At 62.8% G+C, this 24,854-nt stretch carries 14 protein-coding genes and 2 pseudogenes; 4 read left to right on the forward strand and 12 right to left on the reverse strand.

Translation table 11 applies throughout. The annotated features are described in order from the left end of the window. Window positions 1–1,395, forward strand: a 1,395-nt coding sequence (locus H567_RS24840) for an IPTL-CTERM sorting domain-containing protein (protein ID WP_035254425.1), incomplete at its 5' end; no start/stop codon positions are given. A gap of 466 nt (window positions 1,396–1,861) precedes the next feature. Here the strand turns inward: H567_RS24840 and H567_RS0113205 are convergent. Then, entirely contained in the window at window positions 1,862–3,247 is a 1,386-nt protein-coding gene (locus tag H567_RS0113205) for a sigma-54-dependent transcriptional regulator (RefSeq protein WP_051184835.1), read from the reverse strand. Window positions 3,248–4,198: 951 nt separating this feature from the next. Between H567_RS0113205 and H567_RS0113215 the strand changes: the two genes are divergently transcribed. The 3 genes from H567_RS0113215 (at window position 4,199) to H567_RS0113225 (ending at window position 7,732) form a co-directional block, all read left to right on the forward strand. Next, the gene (locus tag H567_RS0113215; protein WP_153306188.1) at window positions 4,199–4,738 is read left to right on the forward strand and encodes a hypothetical protein; all 540 of its coding nucleotides are present in this window, start codon (window positions 4,199–4,201) and stop codon (window positions 4,736–4,738) included. A gap of 141 nt (window positions 4,739–4,879) precedes the next feature. After that, the gene (locus tag H567_RS0113220) at window positions 4,880–6,484 is read left to right on the forward strand and encodes a putative Ig domain-containing protein (protein WP_028321765.1); all 1,605 of its coding nucleotides are present in this window, start codon (window positions 4,880–4,882) and stop codon (window positions 6,482–6,484) included. 429 nt (window positions 6,485–6,913) lie between these two features. Next, window positions 6,914–7,732 carry a hypothetical protein gene (locus H567_RS0113225; RefSeq protein ID WP_028321766.1) on the forward strand — a complete coding sequence of 273 codons (819 nt, stop codon included), beginning with the start codon at window positions 6,914–6,916 and terminating at the stop codon, window positions 7,730–7,732. Between the two features lie 17 nt (window positions 7,733–7,749). On the opposite strand, the gene H567_RS0113230 is transcribed toward H567_RS0113225, so the two are convergent. The 11 genes and pseudogenes from H567_RS0113230 to H567_RS0113290 all read right to left on the reverse strand — a co-directional run bounded on the left by H567_RS0113230 (window position 7,750) and on the right by H567_RS0113290 (window position 23,957). Then, window positions 7,750–8,274 carry a hypothetical protein gene (locus H567_RS0113230; protein WP_028321767.1) on the reverse strand — a complete coding sequence of 175 codons (525 nt, stop codon included), beginning with the start codon at window positions 8,272–8,274 and terminating at the stop codon, window positions 7,750–7,752. A gap of 266 nt (window positions 8,275–8,540) precedes the next feature. Beyond that, window positions 8,541–9,887: a sigma-54-dependent transcriptional regulator gene (locus tag H567_RS0113235; protein WP_028321768.1), complete on the reverse strand. Its 1,347-nt coding sequence runs from the start codon at window positions 9,885–9,887 to the stop codon at window positions 8,541–8,543. 1 nt (window position 9,888) lies between these two features. Next, window positions 9,889–11,451 carry an ATP-binding protein gene (locus H567_RS24850; RefSeq protein ID WP_035254437.1) on the reverse strand — a complete coding sequence of 521 codons (1,563 nt, stop codon included), beginning with the start codon at window positions 11,449–11,451 and terminating at the stop codon, window positions 9,889–9,891. Between the two features lie 268 nt (window positions 11,452–11,719). Beyond that, window positions 11,720–14,731 (reverse strand): FAD-dependent oxidoreductase, encoded by a 3,012-nt coding sequence (locus H567_RS0113245; protein ID WP_153306192.1) that lies wholly within the window; start codon window positions 14,729–14,731, stop codon window positions 11,720–11,722. Between the two features lie 533 nt (window positions 14,732–15,264). Then, window positions 15,265–15,684: pseudogene (locus H567_RS29855) on the reverse strand (hydrogenase iron-sulfur subunit); the annotation flags it as partial. Between the two features lie 19 nt (window positions 15,685–15,703). Beyond that, window positions 15,704–16,204, reverse strand: coding sequence for a glycine cleavage system protein H (locus H567_RS29965; protein ID WP_315861787.1), 501 nt, complete (start codon window positions 16,202–16,204; stop codon window positions 15,704–15,706). A 90-nt stretch (window positions 16,205–16,294) separates the two neighbouring features. Further along, window positions 16,295–19,342: pseudogene (locus tag H567_RS24860) on the reverse strand (FAD-dependent oxidoreductase); the annotation flags it as partial. 361 nt (window positions 19,343–19,703) lie between these two features. Next, window positions 19,704–21,032 carry a glycine cleavage system protein H gene (locus H567_RS27265; protein ID WP_028321772.1) on the reverse strand — a complete coding sequence of 443 codons (1,329 nt, stop codon included), beginning with the start codon at window positions 21,030–21,032 and terminating at the stop codon, window positions 19,704–19,706. Window positions 21,033–21,408: 376 nt separating this feature from the next. After that, the gene (locus H567_RS0113275; protein ID WP_028321773.1) at window positions 21,409–22,998 is read right to left on the reverse strand and encodes a DUF8728 domain-containing protein; all 1,590 of its coding nucleotides are present in this window, start codon (window positions 22,996–22,998) and stop codon (window positions 21,409–21,411) included. Window positions 22,999–23,007: 9 nt separating this feature from the next. Beyond that, a complete protein-coding gene (locus H567_RS29860) occupies window positions 23,008–23,130 on the reverse strand; it encodes a hypothetical protein (RefSeq protein ID WP_279614991.1) in 123 nt (40 codons plus the stop codon). Between the two features lie 437 nt (window positions 23,131–23,567). Next, the gene (locus tag H567_RS0113290; RefSeq protein WP_028321774.1) at window positions 23,568–23,957 is read right to left on the reverse strand and encodes a DUF5320 domain-containing protein; all 390 of its coding nucleotides are present in this window, start codon (window positions 23,955–23,957) and stop codon (window positions 23,568–23,570) included. Between the last annotated feature and the right edge of the window lie 897 nt (window positions 23,958–24,854).

Below are 24,854 nucleotides of genomic sequence, written 5' to 3' on the forward strand. Positions count from 1 at the left end.
CAGACCCTGACCCAGAGCAAGAGCATCGAACTGCAAAAGACCGGAACCCTCCAGGACAACGACGGCACCCCGGGCGTGAGCGCCGGTGACACCATCTCCTACACCTTCTCCGTCAAAAACACCGGCAACGTCACCCTGACCAACGTCACGATCACCGACCCGAAGATCACCGTCTCCGGCGGACCCATCGCCTCCCTGGCTCCGGGCGTAACCGACTCCACGACTTTTACGGGATCCTACACCCTGACCCAGACCGACATCAACGCCGGCACCTTCACCAACATCGCCACGGCTACGGGCACCCCGCCAAGCGGTGGAAACGTCATCGACACCGATGACGACACCCAGACCCTGACCCAGACCCCGGCCATCGAATTGCAGAAGTTGGGTGATTACATCGACAACAATCCGATCGGCGTGTACAACCCGGGCGACGAAATTTCTTATGCCTTCAGGGTGAAGAACACCGGGAATGTGACACTGACCAACATCACCATCAGCGATGCCATCCCCGGAGTGACCGTCAACGGCGGCCCGATCAATTCCCTGGCTCCGGGTGAAACCGACACCATGACTTTTACGGGATCCTACACCCTGACCCAGAATGACATCGACGCCGGGGAATTTAAAAACACCGCAACGGCATTTGGCACGCCGCCAAGCGGCCCAAATGTCAGCGACGATGACGATGACACGCAACCCATGACAACCAGCCCGGCGCTTGATCTCGTCAAGACGGCCGACCCCATGGAATATGGATCTATTGACCAAGTAATCACCTATACCTTTGAAGTCACCAACATCGGCAACGTCACCATCAAGGGACCCATCACCATCAACGACGACAAGGCCACCGACGAGTCCTGCCCCGCCGGCGACCTGCCTCCGGGCGGCTCCATCACCTGCTTGGCGACCTACACCATCACCCAGAATGATCTCGATTTCGGGTCCGTCACCAACACAGCGACCGCCTCAGGTCAGTACGACGAGCAAACCATCATCTCCAACGAGGACACGGTGACCATCGTCGCCGCGATAGGAGTGTGCTGCCTGCCTGACGGACAGTGCGTCATTCTCACCGAACAGGAGTGCACTCAACAGGACGGGATTTTTGACGGCACGCTTCGGTCATGCGTAGGTGTAGACTGCTTCATTGCGCAGGGGCTGGGGGCCTGCTGCCTGCCTGACGGGACTTGCGTCGACAGACTTCACGAGGCCGAGTGCATCGATCGCGGCGGGGATTTCATGGGCGTTGGCGTCGAATGCACACCGGGGCTCTGCCACCGGCCCGCCTTGCCCGTGCCGACGATTTCGCCCTGGGGGCTCATGCTGTTGTCCATGCTGACGGGAGGACTCGCGGTTCTGGCCCTGCGCCGCAAATCGAGAAAGAGCTGAAGCATTTCCTGCTGAATGTCGTTCAAGAGCCGATGAGGCCTTCGGGTCTCATCGGCTCTTTCCCCGCCCGCCCCGGCGGCTGCATGAATGATGCACCGGGACCAAACCCTCTGTGTGCGGCGTCCTGCCTGACGCAAATGTCCTTTCATACAAAAAAGACAACGACTGCTGCTGCTCTTCGAGCAGCAGTTCCATCCACATTTAAACCGTTTGAACCCTGAAAAAAGAGTCGTTCCCATTCAAGGCTTTTCTAAAGAAATCAAGTGTGAATGTTTTACGACAAACAATGCATGCTCGATTCATTCTATATTTTCCTTGACTTAAAATGAGGCGCCCCCGGCCGCATTTATCGCGGCTGCGGCCAGCAGAGGGGCCGAGCGGGAGGAAAACGCCGCCGAACCATCCGTTCGGAAAGGGTTTTCACACTGGCGGATTTACACGAAAAGGCAGGAAATATCCCCAAACATCAGTCGACGGCAGAAATGTCGAATTTGCGGAGCTTGCGATAGAGCGTCGCCTCGCCGATCTGCAGCAGTTTGGCCGCTTTTCGGCGGTTGTACATGGTCTTTTCGAGGGCATTCTCGATCGCCGCCCTTTCATAGTCGCTGTACGTGTCCCCCATGACCTGCTCACGGTGATTCCCGTCGTTCGCATCCGATCCTGCGCCGGTCAAATCCAGATCTACAGACCGGATCTCCGCATGCCTGCCGAGGGCAACGGCGCGCCGGATGACATTCTCCAACTCCCGTACATTCCCGCGCCATTCCTCCCGCGCGAGAAGATCGAGGGCATCTTTCGAGATGGACTTGACAGGAGAGCGGGCTGTCTTGAAGCGTTCCAGGAAGTAATCAGCCAGCAGCGGGATGTCGTCACGCCGCTCCCGGAGGGGCGGAACATGCATATTCACAACATTGAGGCGGTAGAGGAGGTCATCACGGAAACGGCCGAGGGCCGCCTCTTCGCTCAAGTCCCGGTTCGTCGCGGCGATGATCCTGACATCCACTTGATAACTGCAGCTGCTCCCGATCGGACGGACCTGACGCTCCTGGATCGTGCGCAGGAGCTTCGACTGCAGATTCAAGGCGAGTTCCCCGATTTCGTCCATGAAGAGCGACCCCCCTTCGGCGGATCGAATCAGCCCTTCGGAGCTCTTGTGGGCGCCCGTGAAGGCCCCTTTGACGTGGCCGAAGAGTTCGCTTTCGATGACGGTCTGCCCGATGGCTGCGCAGTCGACGGGGACGAAGACCTCGCCGGCCCGTTGGCTGTGATGATGAATTGCCTTCGCCACGAGTTCCTTGCCCGTGCCGGTCTCGCCCTCGATGAGCACGGTGGCGTCGGTCGGCCCTACGCGGGCGATGAGGTCTTTCAACCTCAGCATGGGAACGGACCGGCCCACCAGGGGAGCGAAATCGAAGCGGGGAGAGGCCTCAGATTCCAGGCTGCGGCGCTCCTCTTCGGTGGCTGCACACTCGGCGATGTTCGCTATACGCTCGAGCAGCTGGTTCGGAGTGAAGGGCTTCTGCACAAAATCGACAGCGCCGGCCTGCACCGCCTCCACGGCCTCCTTGACGCCGCCTATCCCCGTTAAAATGATGACAGCAGTCTCCGGATGCAGCATCCGGATCTTCTTGAGAAGCGTGATCCCGTCCGTGTCCGGCAGGCCCAGGTCGACGAGCGCCGCATCGAACTTGTGGGAAGCCAGCATCCTCAAGGCCTTCCGCCCCGTTTCGCAGGTCATTACGTCGTAAGGTTGGGAGCTGAAGATCTCCTTCAGAAGCATCAGCACAACCCGGTCGTCATCGACGACCAGCAGGGAAAATCTGGAGGGTTTCTCGCTGGTTGAACTGTTCATATCACCTGTCCCCAAACAGAGATTCGCTCCAAAGACCCTGAGGACCCACCCGGAGTCCGAGAACGAACGGGCAGGCGCAGGACACTGCCGGACCCTTCCCCTGAGGCAGGAGGGACGCCGAGCCTCGGAACGAGCAGCATTCTGAATTGAGTCGGATATCGGTACGTGGATGCACAGCGGCTCTTGACGGCATCAGCATCGGGGTCACCCCCTGCCGGGGGGGTAACCTGCCAAAAGCGCTGTTCAATATTTGAACCACTTATAATACAAAACGTTGATTTTGTCAAGAGAGTTGGGAAAGATTCGCTCGAAACAAGCCGCATCCGGCATCTGGGCAATGCCATCTTTCCGCACATGTTCCTGGGTGCGCCTGCTCCCTGCGGGAAAAATCTCCAGCCCAACGAATCTCCGGTCCGGAATTGGCCGCAACCCCGTTCGGTCATTTTGAAAACGGTTGACAAGAAGCCGTTCAAAAGATAGGGTTTCCACTACTCATAATAATTTTCCAGAGATTGAGGCCGCTCCAACCGACGCGGCTCGGATCGATGTTGTGTGCTGTGGCTGCTGCACCCGCTCCGATGGACGATGGATAAGGAATCACTCCGAACCCTCGTGATCCTAGATCAGACTCCATCGCTCGATCCGCCCTCTCCCTTGCCGACACCAAAGCGGGGCCGGCCGTTTTCCTAGAGTCGCTTTTCAGCTTGAACCAAAACACCGTGCAAATTGAGGCAGTTCCGAGTGTAAAACGCTGTTCTCAGCGCTCGAACCGACGCAGGGGGTGATCCCGGAGCGGCACCGAACCCCACGGACCAGGCGGCCGGCTCCGCCTCCCGGAAGGCAGGCGGGTGTTTTTAACCCGGGAAGGCAGGATCTGCCTGCGGGCGGGACAGATAAGGCAGTCTGGCGGGTGGCAAAACGGTTTGAACCTTTTAGGACATGGAGGTGCATGTGAGAAAGCTGATTCTTTCGTTCCTGTGCGGGGCGGTTCTGCTGTTCAGCGGGTCCGCTTTCGCCGCCGTTCCGGTTCAAGACATCTATTTGACCGGTTCCAGAACCACCCCGGAAGCGTCTGGGGTGAATGCGACCGGAGGCTACATCGAAGAAAACGGAGGGTTCAAGATCGCCTGGGAGATCTGGTTCGACGGGTCCTACTGGAACTATCAGTACACCCTGACCGACAAGGACGGGTCGACCATCCACCCGGACGTGAGCCACTGGATCGTGGAGATCAGCCCCGAGATCCCCCTCGATGAAATCACCGATTTCATCTTCAACGCCAACGCCACCATACAAACCCCGGGAAAGGGTGTTTGGGGCGCCGATCCAAACTTCCCGAACACCACCCAAGCGGGCGAGAACTCAGGCAATCCGAACCTGGGGACCGACCTGATCGGCGTCAAGCTCGACACCGGTTCCCAGGCAGTCGGCGGGGTCTACTTCTTCCAGAGCGTCGAACCTCCGGTCTGGGGCGACTTCTACATAAAGTGAGGGGGGAACCCTGTTTCCACGGCGTGGAACACCGGCATCGGCACAGACCCCGACACGAACACCGAGAATTTCATCGATTGGATCCCCACCCCCGACAGCGCCCTGATCATCGACCTCGAGCCGCCTACAGCCGTCAACACGGTGGGAGAAACGCACGAGGTCATAGCCACCCTCACCGACAAGGACGGGATGGCTCAAAACGGGACCGTGATCTTCTTCACCGTCATTTCAGGGCCGAACGAGGGCCTGAACGGGACGAACTCGACCAATTCTACCGGGCAGGCGGTCTTTTCCTACACCGGTTCGACGAACGGAACGGACACGATCCAGGCCTGCTATGAAAACTCCGCCGAGCAGAGGATCTGCTCCCAAACCGTGACCAAGGTATGGAATCCGTTGATTATCGACCCGCAGCCACCCCACATCGACCTTACCCCTCCCTATGATTTGAATCTTGTCGGCCAGGAGCACAACGCCACCGCAGCCATCACGAACGTCAGCGAGGACCTGCCCGTCACGATCACCGTCATCAGCGGCCCCAACCAGGGCATCTCGACAAACGCGACGATGAACACGAACGGAACCCTCTCGCTCGTTTACAACGGGACGGCGGGCATCGGCGTCGATCGCATTCAGGCGTGCCTGGTTTTTGAGGGGCAGGAGATCTGCTCCGACATCGTAGAAAAGGAATGGACCATCGAGGTCATCGAACTGGATCCGCTCCTGGATACCAACCCCGTTGAAACCGACCACACGGTCACAGCAACCATCAAAAATCTCAAGAATGGCGATCCCATTCCGGATGTTCTGGTCTCTTTCGAGGTCAAGGCCGGCCCGAACGCAGGCCAAACCGGGCAAAACGCGACGAACGGGACGGGCCAGGCGAGTTTTACCTACACAAGTAATGGCGACACGGGGACGGATGCCATCCGGGCCTGCTTCACCAACGCCGCCCAGCAGCAGGTCTGCACCGATTACGGCGACACCTTCGACAAAGACGCCATCAAGCATTGGGAGGACGATGGCCCGGTCTGCCCGGCTATCAAACCGAACCCCGCGTTCCTGCCTGACGGCCGCATCGGAGAACCCTACAGCCAGACCATCACCGGGTTCGGGGGCTCCGCGCCCTATACGTTCGAAGTCACGGCGGGCGAACTGCCCGAGGAACTGAGCCTCGATCCCGATACAGGCCTTCTTTCCGGCACCCCCATCGAATCAGGGGTCTTCACCTTCACCATCACAGCCACCGACGACAATGATTGCACGGGCGAAAGAGAATACACCCTGACCATCTGCCCGGGCATCGTTCTCTCCCCTGACACGAAGACGCTGCCCAACGGCCACGTCGGTGTCTTCTACTCGCAATGGATCACCGCCAGCGCCGGCAGCGGCGCTTCGCAAGGGCTCGGCTCCAACGGCGGGCAAGGCCCCTATCTTTACGCTCTGACCGCCGGGAGCCTGCCGGACGGCCTCTCTCCCGAGCAGGGACCGGGCGGGCTGCGGATTTCGGGATGGCCTACGACAACCGGGACATGGCATTTTACCATCACGGCCACCGACAGCGCCTTCCCGAGCTGTTCCGCATCGCAGGACTATGCCATCTCCATCGGAGAGGCCCCCGCGCAAGTCCCCGTGCCCGCCCTTTCGGACTGGGGGGTCCTCATGGCTGTCCTCCTGCTGCCCCTGGCGGGATACCTGGCCTTGAAACGCCGCTCAAACCGGCAAAACAAAACGTCTTCACTGTAGGGATTCGAAGCACAATCCCCTTTGAACGATCCACCGAGAAGTCCGGGTTCGAACCCCCGCCCGGGCTTCCTCGCTCTATGAACGACGCCACATCCTGGAATGGCCTTGTTCGTCGATCCCGGCGTCAAGCTGCGCATCTGCCTGCGAGGTGGCCTGCAGGTCGCCGCACGGGCAATCGCTTGATCTTCCTTCGATCTGAAAAAGCCGTGACCCGCCGCCGTGTGGTGGAACGGACCATCCGAAGCGTGCCGGGTTGCACCGGGAAATCATTTCCATATCATCTTGCCGTCCTTCGATTTGAAACGAATGATAATGTAACAGCCGGTCAAGCCCTTGCGGAGAGCTACTTCACATAATTTATCTTGACAAATATCTTTTGAGGTGTTAGCAGCAAACAAATTTCAGCTTAGCCTTGGAGGAGCTGTGCAAATGAAAGATGTGGTGTCTTGTTTTGTCGTTGCAGTGTTCTGTTTTTTGCTCCTCGACAGTATGGCCTGGGGGGCCTATCTTCAGGAAGTCAATAAGAATTTAGTTCAAATTCCTGATGAAACGAATGAAGAGATTAAAAAACAAGGTACTTGTGAAGCTGACGGATTTGCTCAGGCCAGATCAGAAGTTGAAGATGATTTTGCTGAGGTTAATGCCATAAGTTGGGCGACGGTCAGTGGTGATGAAACATGCACTGCCATTTCTTATTCTTCTTCCGTTGCGATAGCTGAACTCGAACTGATCGTACAACCGGATCAAAATGATGAAATCGGTGATTGCATACTAATATCTTATGCAAGTGCTTATAACTTAACAGCAGACACAAACGGAACCGGATATGATGCCAAAGCCTTCGTTGGCGGTGGCGATGATTTTCGCACGCCTGTTCAGATCGTTCTGGATGAGGGCAACCGCTCCTGCGCAGTGCTTCAATATGGGCCCAAGACCGTTAAATACGGCCACGATGAAAACTTTTATTCAGGCAGCTTCATTGCAAGAATCGGGGACAAGATTGTTCTGAAAATTGCGACTCGATCCCTTGCCGAGGGGTCCGGTGTGGGCAGCGCCTTCTCAATGGCACTCGGAGCTTCGATTTCGATCAAAACCGAAGATTTAGGGCCGTGCGACGCGCCCAGTCCTTGCGAACCGGCCGTTCCCAAGCCGGTTCCGGCTATGGGCTGGTATGGGTCCGGGATTCTCGTGATTCTGCTGAGCGCTGCTGCCGTACTTTTCATGAGACGCAGAAGACTTCATCGGTAACGGAGCGCGTTCAGGCCCTATTTTAGGAGGGCTTTGCAGGTCGGGCAGAAGGAGAGCGGCAGACGGTCGAGGGCTTCGAGGTCCATCGAAAAGTGCATCAGGCACTGGTCGTCAAAGCAGTGAACGAGGTCGAAGAGGTGCGCGGCCTCGTGGAGGGCGACCTTGAGGAGGCGGTCGAGGATCTGCGGACCGGGCGGCCTTTCCGGATGGAGGTCCTGGCCCAGCCGGTAGAGCGAAACGAGGGCGCAGGGGCCGCCTTCGCGCGCCTCCCCGAAGACGTGGGTGAAGACCGGGACGAAGAGATCCACGTTGAGGACGGCCACGATCTTGGTGCAGCCCGGCACAGGCATGGCCTCGAGGGTCCTGAGGATCGTGGCCGCGTTGTACTGCATGCGGTTGCGGTCGAAGGCGTAGTCCGGTTCGGCCAGGGGCGCGAGGACGGCCGCCTCGAGGCCGAGGACGCTCCTCACATGCGCAGCGACGGCGCTGCACGCCGTCTCCGGCACCTTCCCGATCGGCAACACTCCAATCGATCCGTTCACGGCCTTCGTTTCAGTCCCTGGAGTTCGATCATCTCGCCCGCAGTTCCCGCCGCTGTAAGATTGTCGAGATCATCACGATGAAAAGAAACCACAGAGATGCTCGAAAGGAACCTGGCGGGGCGGGCTCTCCCGTCATTCGGAGCGCTTCAGGCCGCGGCGCTTGATCATCCTGTGCGCACTTCCCACGGCGGCACCCCGTTTTCATCGACATTTTCAAGAGAAAGCCGAAACACGATCCAACGGCAACAGGGGGGCTCGACCCTCTGTCACTCGGGGCGTTTCAGGCCGTAGCGCTTGATCATCTTGTGCAGGGTGACGCGGTTGATCCCGAGGGCCTGCGCGGCGTGGGAGATGTTCCAGTCCTCCTCTTGGAGGATCTCCTCGACATGCCGCTTTTCCATCTCGCGGAGGTCCCTGGGGCGGTCCGGGCGCAAGCGGGCTCCGCCGAGGAAGGCAAAATCCTGCGCGTCCAGGGTGCGCGATTTCGAGAGCACGACGGCCCGCTCGATGGCGTTTTCGAGCTCCCGGACGTTGCCGGGCCAGGGGTACTGCTTCAAACACTCGAGGGCCTCGTTCGTCACGTGGTCCACCTGCTTGGTGGTCTCGTGGCTGTACTTGCGCAGGAAGTGGCGGATGAGGAGGGGGATGTCGTCCCTGCGCTTGCGGAGCGGCGGGATCTCGAGGCGGATCACGTTGATGCGGTAGAAGAAATCCTCCCGGAAGCGACCCTCGGCCACCTCCTTTTCGAGGTCGCGGAGGGTCGAGGAGATCAGGCGGAAATCGACGTCGATCGGGTGCCGCTCACCGATCCGGAGGATCTTCTTCTCCTCGAGGACCCGCAGCAGGTCCACCTGCATCTTGGCGCTGATCTCGCCGATCTCATCGAGGAAGAGGGTCCCGCCCGAGATGACTTCGAGGAAGCCCTTGCGGTTCTTGTCCGCGCCGGTGAAGGCGCCCTTCTGATGCCCGAAGAGCTCGCTTTCGAGGAGGCTTTCCGGCATCGCCCCGCAGTTGATGGCGATGAAGGGGCTGTTGGCCCGGTGGCTCTTGGCGTGGATGGCCTTGGCCACGAGTTCCTTCCCCGTGCCGGTCTCCCCCGTGATGAGGACGGAGGAATCGCTCTGGGCCACCTCGGGGATGAGATCGAAGATGACCTGCATGGCTTCGGACTGCCCGATGATGTTGTCGAAGCGGGTCTTCTCGGCCAGGAGTCCCTTGACGTAGCGGTACTTCCCGAGAAGCTCCCGCTGGCCGGCGATCTTCTCGAGGACAAGGGTCATCTGATCGGGGCGGAAGGGCTTGAGGAGGTAGTCGCTCGCCCCCATCTTCATGGCATCCACCGCCGAGGCGATCGAACCGTAGGCGGTGATGATCACGACCGAGGTGTCCGGATACTCCTGCTTGACACGCTCGAGCAGTTCGAGGCCGCTCATCTTGGGCATCTTGATGTCGACGAAGAGGACGTCGAAGGGGACCTTCTCGAGCTTTTCGAGGGCCTCGAAACCCGAGGCGGCGGTCTCGACCACGTGGCTGAACTTCTTGAACCACTGGTAGAGGGACTCCCGGACGATCTGTTCGTCGTCGACCACCATGATCTTCAGCTTTTCCTGCATGTCACTCCCCCTCTTCCGGGTTCAGGACGGGAAAGCTCAATGTGACGCGGGTCCCGCGGCCCTCATCGCTCTCGACCCCGATCCGCCCGTCATGCCCCTTGACGACGCCAAAGACGATCGACAGCCCGAGACCGGTCCCTTTCCCCTCCGGCTTGGTGGTGAAAAACGGGTCGAAGATCTTGGAGAGGGTCTCCTTCGCGATGCCGCAGCCGGTGTCCTCCACGCTCACCTCGGCCCAGTCGCGGCCCTCCTCGGCGGCCGCCCGCGACCGGATGGCGACCGTCCCTCCTTCGGGGGTCGCCTCGATGGCGTTGAAGATCACGTTCAGAAAGCACTGCTGAAGCTGGTTCGGATCGCCGCGGATGAAGAGCGGCCGGCCGGACAGGGAGAGGTCGAGCGTCAGGTCCTGGAGCTGCATGTGGTGCCTCGTCAACGTGATGACGGACTGGAGGGTCTCGTTGATGTCCACCTCCTTCCGCTCCATCGAGGACTCCCGGGCGAACGACAGGAGCCCGGATACGATCCGTCCGCAGCGCTCGAGTTCGCTGCACATGAGCTCGAGGTACTGCTTGAACTGCTCCAGATCGCCCTGTTCGGGGAGGGCCTTCTCCTCGAGGATGGTGCGCATCAGGTGCCCGAAGGTGAGCATTCCCTGGATGGGGTTGTTGATCTCGTGGGCGCAGCTCGCCGAAAGCTTGCCGAGGCTCAGGATCCGATCCTCCTGGACGAGCTTGCCGAGGTTCGTCTTCAACTCCTCGAGGCGCATCTCCCAGCGCGACGGGAGTTCCTGGGTGATGTCGCGGCGGATCTCGATCACCCGCACGACCTTCCCCGCCTCGTCCTTGACCGGGTAGGTCTCGAGGGTGGCGTAGGCGCTGCGCCCGTCCGCGTCGATCCGTTCGTGGATCACGTGCGCGCGCTCGCCGGTGCGCATCGTCTCGAGCATCGGGCAGGGCATCTCCGGCTGCCACTCCGAGCAAGGCGAGTTGAACCCGTAGATCGTCTCGTAGCAGCGCTTCCCGACCGCCTCCTTCAAGGACCGGCCGACCGCCTGCAGATAGGCCTGATTGGCGTCGAGGATCGTGAAATCCGGGTCGAGCAGGATGATCGCCTCGTGGGTCTGGTGGAAGAGGAGGTCGGCCATGCTTTTTTCGAGGAGCACCTGCCGGTCGGCGTCCTGGCAAAGGGTTTCGCCGGAAAGGAACCGCTCCTGCAGGAAGCGGAAGAGGTCGCGGTCGACCACCCACACGCCCTGCGGACGCCGCCGCACAAGGTCCACAAAGACCTGCGGGTCGCGCGTGAGGTCGAGGATCCCGTCGAGGTCCGGCGCAGCGAGGACGGAGGCGTAGTCCTCGGCCGTCGGGATGCCCATCTCGGCGGCCAGCCGCATGCCCTCGGCGGAGGGGTCGGGGTCGCAGACGGCGCGGATCTCCACCTTCACCCGCGAGATGGCCGGCTCCCGCACGGCTTCGAGAAGGGAGCGACAGGTCCGTCCGCCGCCCACAACGGCGAGGCGGAGGACGGATCGGGATGGACCGGTGGATCGTGCGGCGGGCGCTTTCATAGGCAGGCAGGTCCCCGATTCAAAACGTTTTTTTGTCTCATCGAAGCAGCATAGACTATTTCGAGGCCGTGCACAACCAGGGCCCCGAAATATCGGGGTGCGCACCTACGAATATCGGCACGACCTTCGGGTCATTCTACAAGGCACAACCAGGACGGCGAAATTTCCTGGCGCGCACCCCCGGGGCGGAGCCGAATCTCGGGGCAGGCTTGACGGCTCCGGGTACCCCTGGGGCCCGCGCCCTTGGGCGGATGGCCGGAAGCAGAATTCAGATCTGGTCGATCATCGCCATGATCTGGGCGTCATCGAACCCTTTCAGGCGGATGGCGCCGCTCCGGCAGGAGGAGACGCAGAGCCCGCAGCCCTTGCAAAGGGCCGGGTTCACCTCCGCCGGACCCTTTTCGGAGAAATGGGGCGCATTGAACGGGCAGACCGTCACGCACACCCCGCACTGGCTGCACAGGCCGGTTGCCACCTCGGCGACGGTGCCGCTCACCGAGACCTTGGCCGCCGCGAGGTAGCCGGTCGCGCGCGATGCGGCCGCCAGGGCCTGCGAGATGCTCTCGTCGAGCGTTTTGGGGTAGTGGGCCAGGCCGCAGAGGAAGACCCCCTCCGTCGAGAAGTCGACGGGCCGCAGCTTCGCGTGGGCCTCGATGAAGAAGCCGTCGCTGCTCGTCGGGATCTTGAAGAACTGCGCCAGGGCCGTGCCGTCCGGCGGGACGATCGCCGTCGCGAGGACGAGGAGGTCCGAGCGCAGCTGCAGCGGGCGCTGCAGGACCGGGTCCGTCACCGTGATGTCCACCCCCTCGGGCGTGGTGCCCACCCGGGGCTTGTCGTCCGGCTCGTAGCGGATGAAGACCACGCCCGCCTCCCGCGCCTGGTGGTAGAGCTCCTCCCGCTCCCCGTAGGTCCGCAGATCGCGGTACAGGACCGTGACGGCCATGCCGGGGTTCAGCCGCTTCAGCTCGAGCGCGCTCACCATCGAGTGGGTGCAGCAGACGCGGCTGCAGTAGGGCCGCTCGGGCTCGCGCGAGCCGACGCACTGGATGAAGACCGCCGAGCCGATCTGCGCGAGGGACGGGTCGCGGTCGAGGAAGCGCCGGTCGAGCTCGAGGTGGGTCAGGATCCGCGGGTCCGTGCCGTAGGCGTATTCCTGCGGGCGGTGCTCGACCCCGCCGGTGGCGATGACCGCGACCCCATGGCGGATCTCCACCGGGCCGGCGCCGTTGCCGTCGATCCGGGAGACGAAGTTCCCGACGAAGCCGTCCACCCCGGTCAGCTCCGCCCCGAGGTGGAGATGGATGTGCGGGTGCCCTTCCACTTCCACGACCAGGCCCTTCAGGTAGGACTGGATGTCCTCCCCCTTCCAGGTGCGCGAGAGGCCGAGTGCCTGGCCGCCGAGGCGCGGTGAGCGTTCGACGAGGTGGACCTCGTAGCCCTGGTCCGCCATGTTCTTCGCGGCGACCATGCCCGCCACCCCGCCCCCGACAACGAGGGCCGACGGTTCGACGCCGAGCTGCTCCTCGCGGAGGGATTCGAGGAGGCCGGCCTTCGCCACCGCCATGCGGACGAGGTCCTTGGCCTTTTCGGTCGCGGCGCGCGGGTCGTTGCTGTGGACCCAGCTGTCCTGGTTCCGGATGTTGGCCATCTCGAAGAGGTACTTGTTGAGGCCCGCGTTCTGGAGCGTCTCCTGGAAGAGCGGCTCGTGGGTCTTGGGCGTGCAGGCGGCCACCACCACGCGGTTGATCCCCTGCTCCCGGATCACCTCGGCCATCTTGACCTGGGTGTCCTGCGAACAGGTGTAGAGGTTGTCCTCCGCGTAGACCACGTAGGGGAGCGTTTTGGCGTACTCCCGGACGGAGGGGACGTCCACCACGCCGCCGATGTTGATCCCGCACTGGCAGACGAAAACGCCGATGCGCGGAGGCTCGCCGACGACCGGGCGCTCGGCCGGGAGGACCTTCTCCTGCGTGCAGCTCCAGCGGGCGCCGCACAGGGAGCTGCCGGCGGCCGCAGCGGCGGCCGAGGCCTCGGTGACCGACTGCGGGATGTCCTTGGGGCCCTGGAGCGCACCGCAGACGTAGACGCCGGGGACGGAGGTCGCCACGGGGGCGAAGCTCGTCGTGGCGGCGAAGCGGTTGGGGCCGAGCTCGACGCCGAGGCGCTCGGCGAGCTGCACCGCCGCCTCGGGGACCTGGAACCCGGTCGAGAGGACCACCAGGTCGAAGACCTCGCTTTCGAGGTTTCCGGCCTCGTCCGCATAGCGGATCACGAGGTCGCCGTTGCCCGCCGGCTCGACGCTGTGGACGCGGGAGCGGATGAAGCGGACGCCGTGCTCATCGCGCGCGCGGTCGAAGTACTCCTCGAACTCCTTCCCATGCGTGCGCATGTCCATGTAGAAGATCGCCGTGTCGAGCGTGCCGTGGGCGTGCTGCTTGGCGATGACCGCCTCCTTGATGGCATACATGCAGCAGACCGAGGAGCAGTAAGGCTTCCCGCCGTTGTGGCTGCGGGACCCCACGCACTGGAGCCAGGCGATCTTGCGCGGCTCCTCGCGGTCGTAGGGGCGCATCAGGTGCCCGCTGAAAGGCCCCGAGGCGCTCAGGATGCGCTCGAACTCGATGCTCGTGATGATGTTGGGGGACTCCCCGTAGCTGTAAGGCTTCAGGTCCGAGGGGTCCATGACCTCGCTGCCCGTCGCGAGGACGACGGCGCCGATCGTGACCTCGCTGTGGCGCGGCTGGTCGTCGTACTGGACGGCGTCGGCGAGGCAGACCTTCTGGCACATCCCGCAGCCGATGCAGAGCTCGCGGTCGATGATGTAGGCCAGGGGGACCGCCTGCGCGTACTGGATGTAGGTGGCCGTCCGGCGGCCGAGGCCGCAGTCGAACTCGTTTACGGCCGTCACAGGGCAGACGGCGGCGCACTGCCCGCAGCCCGTGCACTTCGCGGGGTCGATGAAACGGGGGTTGATCTTCAGAGTGGCCCGGAAACGACCCGGTTCCCCTTCCAGGCTCTCGACTTCCGTGTTCGTCACCAGATGGATATTCAGATGCCGGCCGACCTCGACCAGTTTGGGTGAGATGATTCACATCGCACAGTCGTTGGTCGGGAAGGTCTTGTCCAGCTGGGCCATCATCCCGCCGATGCTCGGCGCGCGATCGACCAGGTGGACATAGTACCCGGCGTTCGCGAGATCCAGGGCCGCCTGCATGCCGGCAATACCGGCGCCGACGACCATCACCGAACCTTCAACTCCGCCTTGATTCCCTGGAAGCATGGCATTCCTCACTTGTCTTGTGCTGCGGTTTATGCTGTCGCCGCGAACCTGAGGGGTGTTTTCGTCGCACCCCGCCAGATGGGCGGCGTGGGTTCTTTGCTTCATCCTGCGCTTCAGGCAGTCGCCGCGAAACTTGGGACTCGTTTCGTCGCACCCCACTGGGTAGGCGGCGTGGGTCCTCTGTCGATTCCCGCGCTTCAGGCAGTCGCCGCGAACCGGGGGGTCGTTCCGTCGTACCCCGCAAGGTGAGCGGCGTGGGTCCTTTCGAGATCATTCAGCCTGACGGAAGCCGCGTGGATCGGCAGCCCGGTTTCGAAGGCGATGTCGCGGAGGCTCATGGGGCCTTCGGCGAGCGCCACCAGGATGAGCGCCTTCTGGAACTCCTCCTCGATGGTCTGCCGGAGCATCCGTTCGTAGGCGGCCTCGTCGTAGTGCTCGCCGTAGACATTGCCCCGCTCCGTGATCTGGATCTCCATCCCCGTGAGCCAGCGCAGGCGCGGGGTCGAAAGCGCGCGGAGCGCCGCGTCGAGCGTGCCGGCTGCCGCCTCCGTGTCGAGGGGGCCGATGGCGCCGAGCGTCTCGGTATACTCCCGGACGTACTGGGCGAAGACCTGCCCCTCCGCCGCACTCACCCAGCGGAGGCGGACCCGGTCCTTTCCGAGCCCCGCCGTCTCGAGGAGGGTCTCGACCGTCTTCATCTCGCATGCCGCGTAGACATTACCAGACTGGTAATGGCATTCCCCGATGTGTCAGCCGGAGACGAAGACGCCGTCGAAGCCGCTCCTGAGCCCCTTGATGACGTGGATGGGGTCCACCCGGCCGGAGCACATCACGCGGACGGTCCGGAGGGAGGACGGGTACTGGATCCGCGAGACCCCGGCGAGGTCCGCCCCGGCATAGGCGCACCAGTTGCAGAGAAACGCGAGGATTTTCGGTTCGAAGGTCTGTGGCATGGCTTCTCCTCCTGAAAGGTCAGGCATCCGTCCTGAGGAAGGTCTTGACGAGCCGGTCCCAGCCGAGCTCGGGGAAGTGGCCGAAGAGGTCCTTCACCGGCTCGCCGCCGGTCGCGGCCAGTCGTTCGTATTCCGGGCCCAAGAGTTCGAGCAGTTTCTTCACCTCGCCGTCCAGCCATCGGCGGCTCTCCTGCCCTTTGCGGACCCGCGTCGGGTCGATGTAAGGGGTCAACGGGTCGAGGACCAGGAGCCAGCCCTTGTCGTACGGGTCCTCCGCGACGAGTTCAGGGTGTTCGAGGGCCTCGCGGTTCACCATGAAGACCTTGCCGGTCGCCGGCCCCAGGAAGTCCGCGCGGTTCCCGTTGCGCCGGATACGCCAAGCGCGGCGGTCCAGGCGGAGCGTGGATCCTTCGGGCGGCAGTTCGATCCGTTGGGCCGGACCGAGGACCTTGCCGGCGAAGTCGTCGATCCCGACCCGCAGACGTCCGCCCTTTTCGATGCGCATCCAGGTGTGGCCCACGTGGTAATAGTAGTCGTCGGCGACCCGGTAGCCGGAGACGGCGTAGACGGGGCGGGTGGCGGCCTTCAGGCGGCGCTTGGCCTCGAGGGCGCTGTCGCCCCCGGCCTCGACCGCGGCGATGATCTGCCGGTCGCGGAAATGGACCATGTCGATGGCCTTCTGGGGGCAGCCGGCCGCGCAGACGCCGCAGCCCTTGCAGAGGGCCGACAGGTTCCGCGCCCGGTAGCCCTTGCCGGTGACCTTTTCGAGTTCGATGGCGCCGAAGGGGCAGGCCGAGGCGCAGTAGCCGCAGCCGACGCACTTGTCGCGGTCGACGGCGGAAACGAGCGGCTCGACCTCGACCTCCCGTTTGACCAGGAGGGTGGCCGCCCGAGAGGCGGCGGCGCGGGCCTGTGCGATGCTCTCTTCGATGGGCTTCGGATAGTGGGCGACGCCGCAGGCGAAGAGGCCGTCGGAGGAAAACTCGACCGGGCGGAGCTTCGCATGGGCCTCGAGGAAGAACCCGTCGTCGTTCAGGGGGACCTTGTAGAGCTGGGAGAGCCGGTCCTGCCCGGACGGGATGATGGCCGTGAAAAGATTGAGGTAGTCGACCGTGAGCGACAGGGGCGCGCCGAGGACGTGGTCGCGGACGCGGATCCGGAGCCGGTCGCCGTCCACGGCGACCTCGGGTTTTGCGTCGAGGTCGTAGCGGATGAAGACGACGCCCGCCTCGCGGGCCTTCCGGTAGAGTTCCTCACGCTGGCCGTAGGTCCGCATGTCGCGGTAGAGGATGTAGACGTCGAGCTCGGGGCGCCGCTCCTTCAGTTCGATCGCCTGCTGGACGGAGGCCGTGCAGCAGACCTTGGAGCAGTAGGGCCGGCCGCCCTCGCGCGACCCGACGCACTGGATGAAGGCCACCGCTTCGGCCTCGGCCAGGGCGGCGGGCTCCGCGTCGAAGCGCGCCATCAAGTCGTGCCAGCAGGTGACCCGGTCGCTCTGCCCGTAGGCGTATTCATCGGGCCGGAGGTAGTCCCCGCCGGTGGCGAAGACGGCCGCGCCGTGCTGGATTTCCTGCGGGAGGCCGCCGGCGGCCGCGACCGTCGTGACGAAGTTTCCGACAAAGCCCGAGGCGGACTGGATCTCCGTGTCGAGGAGGACCTCGATCCGCGGGTGGGATTCGACGCGCTCGATCAGCCGGGCGGTGTAGGCGGGGATGTCCTCGCCCTTCCATGTCCGGCCGAGCCGGAGGCCGTAGCCGCCGAGGCGGGGGGCCCGCTCGACGAGATGGACCATGAAGCCCTGGTCGGCCAGATCGAGGGCGGCATTCATGCCCGCCACCCCGCCGCCGACGACGAGCGCCGACTGCTGCATGGCGAGCCGGATCCGTTCGATCGGCTCGAGGAGCGCGACCTTCGAGACCGCCATCCGGACGAGGTCCCTCGCCTTGTCGGTCGCCGCCTCGGGCTCCTTCTGGTGCACCCAGGCGTCCTGGTCGCGGATGTTGGCGAACTCGAAGAGGTACGGGTTCAGGCCGGCCTCCCGGATGGTCTCCCGGAAGAGCGGCTCGTGCGTCCGCGGGGTGCAGGCGGCCACCACGACCCGGTTGAGCCGGTGTTCGGCGATGGTTTCGCGGATGATCTTCTGGGTGTCCTCGCTGCAGGTGAAGAGGTTTTCGCCCGCGTAGACGACGTTCGGCAGGCCGGCGGCGTAGTCGCGGACCGCTGGGACATCGACGACGCTGCCGATGTTGATCCCGCAGTGGCAGACGAAGACGCCGATCCGCGGGGCTTCGCCGGCGACGGGGGTCTCGGGCGGATAGGTCTTTTCGTGGATGAGGGTGTTCCGCGAGGCGGCCAGGAGGGCGGCGGCTGCGGAGGCGGCGGCCGAGGCGCTGACGACGGACTGCGGGATGTCGGCCGGGCCGCCGAGTGCGCCGCACGCGAAGACCCCGGGCCGGCTCGTCTCCACAGGGCCAAGGCAACCGGTCTGGACGAAGCCGTCCGCGTCGAGGGCCACGCCGAGCCGCTCGGCCATGGCGCGGGACTCGGCGCCGATCTCGAGGCCGACCGAGAGGACGACGAGGTCGAAGCGCTCGCTCAGGCGGGCGCCGTTCTCATCGACATAGGTCAGGACGAGGTCGTCGGAGCCGGGTCCGGCCGTTTCGACCGTGTGGATCCGGGAGCGGATGAAGCGGACGCCGGCCTCGCTGCGCGCCCGTTCGTAATAGCGGTCGAAGTCCTTGCCGTGGGTGCGCATGTCCATGAAGAAGATCGCGGTGTCGAGGGCGCCGCCCGCATGCTCCTGGGCGATGACGGCCTCCTTGACGGCGTACATGCAGCAAACGCCCGAACAGTAGGGATGCGCCCCTTTGGTCGTCTCGCGGGAGCCGACGCACTGCAGCCAGGCGATCTTCTCCGGGGTCTTCCCGTCGGAGGGACGGGTGAGGTGCCCGCGGAAGGGCCCGGTGGCGCTCAGGATCCGTTCGAAGGCCATGCTGGTGATGACGTTCGGGAAGCGGCCGTAGCCGTAATCCTTGTAGAGGACGGGGTCCAGGGCCTGGGAGCCGGCCGCGAGGAGCACCGCGCCGACATCGACCCGGTGGGTCTTGGGCGTCTGCTCGAAGTCGATCGCCCCGGCGGGGCAGAACTTCTCGCAGGCGCGGCAGGTCCCCTTCTCGAAATAGATGCAGTGGTCCCTGTCGATCGCATACTTGAGGGGGACCGCCTGGGGGTATTGGACATAGATCGCCTTGCGTTTGGCGAGGCCCTCGTTGTAAGGGTCATCCACCTTGCGGGGGCACTTCTCGGCGCAGACGCCGCAGGCGATGCACTTCTCGGTGTCGACGTAGCGGGGGGCTTCCTGGAGAACCGCCGTAAAATGTCCCGGTTCCCCTTCGAGCGCCTCGACTTCCGTCAGGGTATGCAACGCGATGTTCAGATGCCGGCCGACCTCGACCAGTTTGGGTGAGAGAATTCACATCGCGCAGTCGTTGGTCGGGAAGGTCTTGTCGAGGGCGCTCATGAGCCCCCCGATCGCAGGCCCCTTCTCGACCAGGTGAACGAAGTATCCGGAGTCTGCCAGGTCGAGGGAGGCCTGGATACCGGCGATCCCCCCGCCCACCACCATCACGGATCCTATAGAAACGGGATTTTCACTCATTGAAGACTCCTTGCTTTTTTCAATTCAAGGCTTTCTGCGAAAGCCCCCGGCCGGTTGGCCTGCCGAGGCTCTCATTCTTTTAGAGACTCATTCGGAGACTCATGGTTTTCGTGGTTTTTTTACCCAACGCCTCCTGCACCCACCTCCCCGGGAGGCCGGCCCTCGACGGAGCCGTTCTCCCGCCGCTCAGACGCCGGTCGCGCAGTGAACCGAGGTTGTTCCCGCACTCGGCTAAGGCTGCCTACGGCTGACGCCGCCTGCTTGAAAGAGGCGCCCGCGTCCACCACCCCGCGCGCCGCCTTGCCCCGCCAAGTCGCGGAGCGCGCACGCCGGGCACGGTGAAACACCAGCGGCAGGTGCCTCACCCGGCGTGCGCGTCCGGACCGGCGGTCCGCAGAAAGGTGCGCACCAGGGGATCCCAGCCAAGCTCGGGGAAATGGCCGTAGATGTCGGAAACGACCTCGCCGCCGGTGGCCGAGAGTTTTTCGTAGCCCGGACCCAGCATCGACACCAGTTCACGGGCGTCGTGCTCTATCCAGAGCGCGGCCTCCGCACCCGAGTAGAGGCTCTGGGCCTCATGCTTCAGATCGTAGGGCTCCATCTGGAAGAGCCAGCCATCGCCGTAGGGGTCGTCGGAGACGGTCGCAGGCGCTTCGACCACCTTCGGATTCACCGCCAGGATCCTGCCCGTCAACGGGCAGAGGACCGGGGCGCGGTGGCCGCCGTGGGACAGCACCCAGCCGGCGCGGGTCCGTTCGAGATCGGAGCCCGGTGCCGGGATCTCCACGCCGTCGATCGGCCCGAGGAGCTTGCCGACGAAGCCGTCCACGCCGACCCGCACGCAGCCGCCGTGGATGACATGCACCCAGGTATGGCCGAAGTGGTAGTAGTAGCCGTCGGCGACCGGGTAGCCGGTGACATTCCGGCTGGCCGGGCGCTCGATGGGGCGCGGCTTGCAGGTTTTTTCACCGGCGATGGCGCGGTGCGTCGGGCACTCGTGGCAGGCGTAGTTGGAGGCGCACAGCGGCGGGGCGTCCGTGCGGCCGATCAGGGCATAGATGCAGGGCCGGATGACCGGCTCGACGGCGGCGCCGATGGCGGTCAGGACGGCGTCCCCGGCCTTCGGCGGACCTTCGAGCATGGCCGCGCGCATGCTCCGGTCGAACTCGCAGTGGTAGCAGTCGTAGTCGTTGTCGCAGAGGTGCATGCCGATGATGCCGGCCTTCATCCAGACGCATTCGTGGTTGGGAAAGGGAAAGCCGAGCGGCCGCTCTTCCGCCTGGGCCGCACCGGACTGCTGTTCATCGCGGCGAGCGGCGATGGACTGCCGGAGCGGTTCGTAGCCGAGCGCGAGTTCGACCGGGCAGCTGTCACAGTCATAGTCGCGCAGACAGGCCTCGGGTGCGCCGCTCCGTTGATCGAGGAAATACACGCAGGGTTTTTGCCGTCCGAGATACCGGCTGCGCATGGCGGCCGGCCAGCCAAGCGGCCGTGCGCCGGCGCTGCGCGGTTTCTGGGCGTCCATGGCGGCCCGCATGGCCCTGTCGAAAGGACAGTTGAAGCAATCGTAGCCGCGGTCGCAGGTGCGGAAGTTGACCACCCCGGCCTTCATCCAGACGCATTGGTCCGCCAGCACCTTGAACCCTGGAAGATCTCCGCCTTCTCTGTGGTTTGTCATATTCTCGTTCATCGATCAGCCTCCTTCGGGAAGGTTTTCTTCCGGGCAGGAGCGTTTCTGACCGCTGACAGACCAACGCATGGACGCTCCACTCCCGTCTTCGAGCACCGATTTCACAAGGTGCTCCACGTGCGCTCTTGATATTGCAAGGATGGGGCCAGAAAATGTAAAATTGGCAACAGTTTGATATGTTTCATATTTTATATGATGATCGCCCTCCTGAGACAATGGCGGACAACCGCTGAGAGTAGCTTTTAGCTACACTGCTTCACATCTTTGGAGGGAAAATCAGGGCAGAGGCCGGAAATTTAAGGGAAACAGAGGAGTGATTATATTCGCTACACCCGGTGTAGCTTTTTTTCGGAAAGGACGGCCGCCTTATTCCGCCTCATCCCTTCCTGCGGTAGAGATAAGCACCGCGTGACAGGTGCTCTATCCAATAGGGATATGGGAATTCCGCTATGATCTCGTAGCGTTCAGAGATCCACTCCCTGCTGGTCGGCGAAAAAATGCCATCCCAGGAAGCCACCAGATATTCAGGATTCCATCGCGTGTAAGGAAAATCCATGTCGCCGGAAAGGATCCTTTGAGCAACCTGCGGGCTCGTAAGGCCGAGGAGATCGATGACGTGGTAAGCGGGCCCCAGATTGAACCCAACTACACCGGGCTCGGCCATCGCCAAAGATGTGCCGTGGGGAGCGTTTGCTCTCACGTACTCGACGACAGGATCATAAGCATGAATATGCGCATTCGCGGCACTGCCGGCCGCCCACAGATGGAAACTCGACAGTGAGGCAACCGCTGGAGCAACGGCTGCGAGCGATGCTGTAATCAGGAGAGGCTTGAAGAAACGGGCGGATTGACCTTTTCTCACCGGCTGCAGGAGGATGAAAACGGAGACAGGGGCGGACAAAAACAGCAGGAGCAGCACAGGGGTGTAGTACCACCACCAGGCGGTGATGCGGATAAGGTGGTAAAAGACGGCCTGTCCTGAGGCGAAAGCCCCGAAAGAAAGCAGAAAAAGCATCCCGGACGTCTCGAAAAAGCGGCGGAACGACGCCTTTTTCGCAAAAACGACGAGTATGCTCAAGAGCGGCAGTAAAAACAAGAGCGAGGCTGCGATCGGCCCAAACACCCCGAGCGACTGTTCAACAAGGAGGGAAAGGGAGTAGGTATCCCAATGTCCGAGCAGCACCTGGACCTGTTTAGCCTCCAGCGTCACGGGGAGCCATGTGCCAAAATACGACCTGCAAAAGAGCATCCAGCCCGATATCGGCGCCAGATAGGCAGCGAGAAAGATCAAAACCCGCCTGGCCGCTGCGGATCCAAGGCAAGACCGAATGAAGAGGAAACACGCTGCGATGAGGAACGCCAGGAAGCAATCGGGCCTGACGGTGGTGGCGAGCACGAGGATGAACGCCGGGGCCGCAGTCTTCTCGAGAAAATAGATCAGGTAAAATGCAGTGAAGATCAGCGAAAGATAAAAAAGAGTTTCATGGCCAGAGACGGAATTGAGGTAATGTGCCGGATAAAGCATCAGGGCTGAGGCCAGGGCAAGAATGGCGGCGGCGGCCTTGCCTGCTGTCCTCTCCCCTATCTTGAATAGAATCCAGACGATCATTCCGAGGGAGAGCGCTGAAAGCGCGTGCGCCAGAAACGGGATGGTCGTCCCGCAGGTCGCGAGATGTCCTTCAAATCGAATCGATCCGCGGGTCGGAAAGTCGATGAGAAAAGAGGCCACCCCCAGGATCAGGGCGAGACCCATGGCGGTCGAACCGAAATGCCTCTCCCCGGGGTTGAAGCAGAGACCCTCCCCGGCGGCGAGATTCTGTGCATACCGGAAGGTGATATAGGAATCGTCCAGACCGTAGTTGAAGTTATGCCTGAACCACAGGAGGGACAGCCCGGCAAGCACCAGGAAAACGACAAGGTCGGTGACTCTCGAGTAACGGAACGGTGCGGCCGGTGGCAGGGTCATGCTGAATCCTCAGCCGGTTTCCGTCCAGAAATGAGCTTTCTGCCCAATCTCTGCGTCAATCTGCGCGCTTGCCTGTGCGGCGACCAACAGGTCGCCTATGCGCAATCGCCTGATTTCCTTGATCCTGGCCAAACCGGGATCCGCCGCGAAGGGGGGGGGTCCGAGCACCCGAAGGGTGGCGGAAAATGCTCATTTTCGGATTGGAAACCGGGTTCTACTGCAAAATCGTGTCCGGATGGATGACAGCTAAACTGAAAGGGTTTTAACTAATATATCCTTGTGATGCCTGTCAAGAGCAAGTCTCGGGACAGGTTCTTCGCCAGGGTCTTCCCGGCCTCGAGTCGTTTCGGACCTCTTATTCCCTGACCAGCACCGACGTAAGCACGAATCGCCAACGAATTCCGCTCATTCGATCACGATCCAGCCACGATTCTTCTGAAACGGCAAAAGCGCCCCGCTCCCAGTGAAGGAGCGGGGCGCTTTTCATGCGGTCGACCATCCTGCCGCGAATCCCCGGTCGGTGAGACATTCCGCCGGCAGCGGGGATGCCCGGGAGGCAGGCTTGCAGATCAAGATTGGGTTTCTTCCTGATGCAATTCCTCCATGCGTTTCGTGATCGCGTCCAGTTCGGCCTTGACCATGCGCGCCTGCTCCTTGAGCATGGCGACCTCATCCTGGCTGCTCATCGGGTAAGAGGCGCCGTACGGAGGAGCATAGCGTCCGTAAGGCGCCGGGCCATAGGCCCCGCCGTAGACCCCGGCCCGGCCGAAGCCGCGGCCGTAGCCCCGGCCCCAGCCGGCGCCGCCGCCCGCGCGATAGCCCCGCCCACGCCCGTAGCCGTAACCGGCACCATAGCCCGGACCATAACCGTAGCCGGCCCCGGCCGGGTTGCAGTAGCCGTGTCCACCGCCCGTCATGGGGCCTTCGCCCCAGGGCCCTGTTCCGTCGAATCCTGGCATAATTTATGCCTCCTTTCTGAATCGTCGAACATCTCAGGTTCGGGATGAGTCTTCACCGAAGTTCCTGCAGCGCGCAGCCTGCGCTCACCATCCCAGGCAGCGAAAGCCACGGCGTCCGCCGAAGCCGCGTCCGCGGCCGCGGGCAAAGCCGAAGGCGCGGCCGAACCAGCCGCCCCGGGCAGCGGGGACAAAGGCTGGGGCGGCTCCGTAGCCATAGCCACGGGCGCCGTACGTCGCCGGCAAGCCACCGTAAGGCCTGTTCGCCAAAGCAGAAGGGTTGCAGTTTCCGCGACCCCATCCCGTCATGGGCCCCATTCCTGCGGGACCCGTTCCATCGAAAGCCGGCATGCCATCCACCTCCTTTCATGCTGCGTCCGAATGCGGGGAAATGCCTTGCAGACCATTCCCCGTGCGAACGATTTATGAGCTTACGCCCATAACATATACCCTGGAGTTCTTTTGTCAAGGATTTTTTTGGGCATGTGCTCATAATTGCTTGGCGGGGCCAGATGCTGCGGCTGGTTTACCCTTGCATCGCGGGTTCTACTGCACCGTCGAACCAAGGCGCAGCAAGATCTTTTACATGTTCGAGCCAAGAGAGAGTCTTTGCCCTGTCAAGACAAGGCGCGAGCGGCATGGCAGGCCGGATGGCGTTCGGCCGGCCCCAACGGATCAGATTGTCCGGGGTTTTTTGGCGCCGGGGGATTTCACCGGCGGAGCGCAGCGATTTTGCGTAACGGGGCGGCGTGCGCAGCGTGAGAAAACCGCCGGCACGAGGTCGTTTGGGAGGCCTTCAGCAGGCAGGGCGTCGCCGCAGCGCGGGACGCGGCACCGCGGCGGCGTGCGCCTGTCGCTTATCTGAAGTTGAAGCTGCGGGACCCAGCCTGCGGTCAACGA

This window comes from Desulfatiglans anilini DSM 4660 (assembly GCF_000422285.1).
Classification (GTDB): Bacteria; Desulfobacterota; DSM-4660; order Desulfatiglandales; family Desulfatiglandaceae; genus Desulfatiglans; species Desulfatiglans anilini.

What these genes read in the sequence shown, in the direction of transcription:
- H567_RS0113205 (WP_051184835.1), bottom strand. Translation starts at nt 3,247, where the DNA reads ATGAACAGTTCAACCAGCGAGAAACCCTCCAGATTTTCCCTGCTGGTC.
- H567_RS0113225 (WP_028321766.1), top strand. Translation starts at nt 6,914, where the DNA reads ATGAAAGATGTGGTGTCTTGTTTTGTCGTTGCAGTGTTCTGTTTTTTG.
- H567_RS0113235 (WP_028321768.1), bottom strand. Translation starts at nt 9,887, where the DNA reads ATGCAGGAAAAGCTGAAGATCATGGTGGTCGACGACGAACAGATCGTC.
- H567_RS24850 (WP_035254437.1), bottom strand. Translation starts at nt 11,451, where the DNA reads ATGAAAGCGCCCGCCGCACGATCCACCGGTCCATCCCGATCCGTCCTC.
- H567_RS27265 (WP_028321772.1), bottom strand. Translation starts at nt 21,032, where the DNA reads ATGAACGAGAATATGACAAACCACAGAGAAGGCGGAGATCTTCCAGGG.
- H567_RS0113275 (WP_028321773.1), bottom strand. Translation starts at nt 22,998, where the DNA reads ATGACCCTGCCACCGGCCGCACCGTTCCGTTACTCGAGAGTCACCGAC.
- H567_RS0113290 (WP_028321774.1), bottom strand. Translation starts at nt 23,957, where the DNA reads ATGCCAGGATTCGACGGAACAGGGCCCTGGGGCGAAGGCCCCATGACG.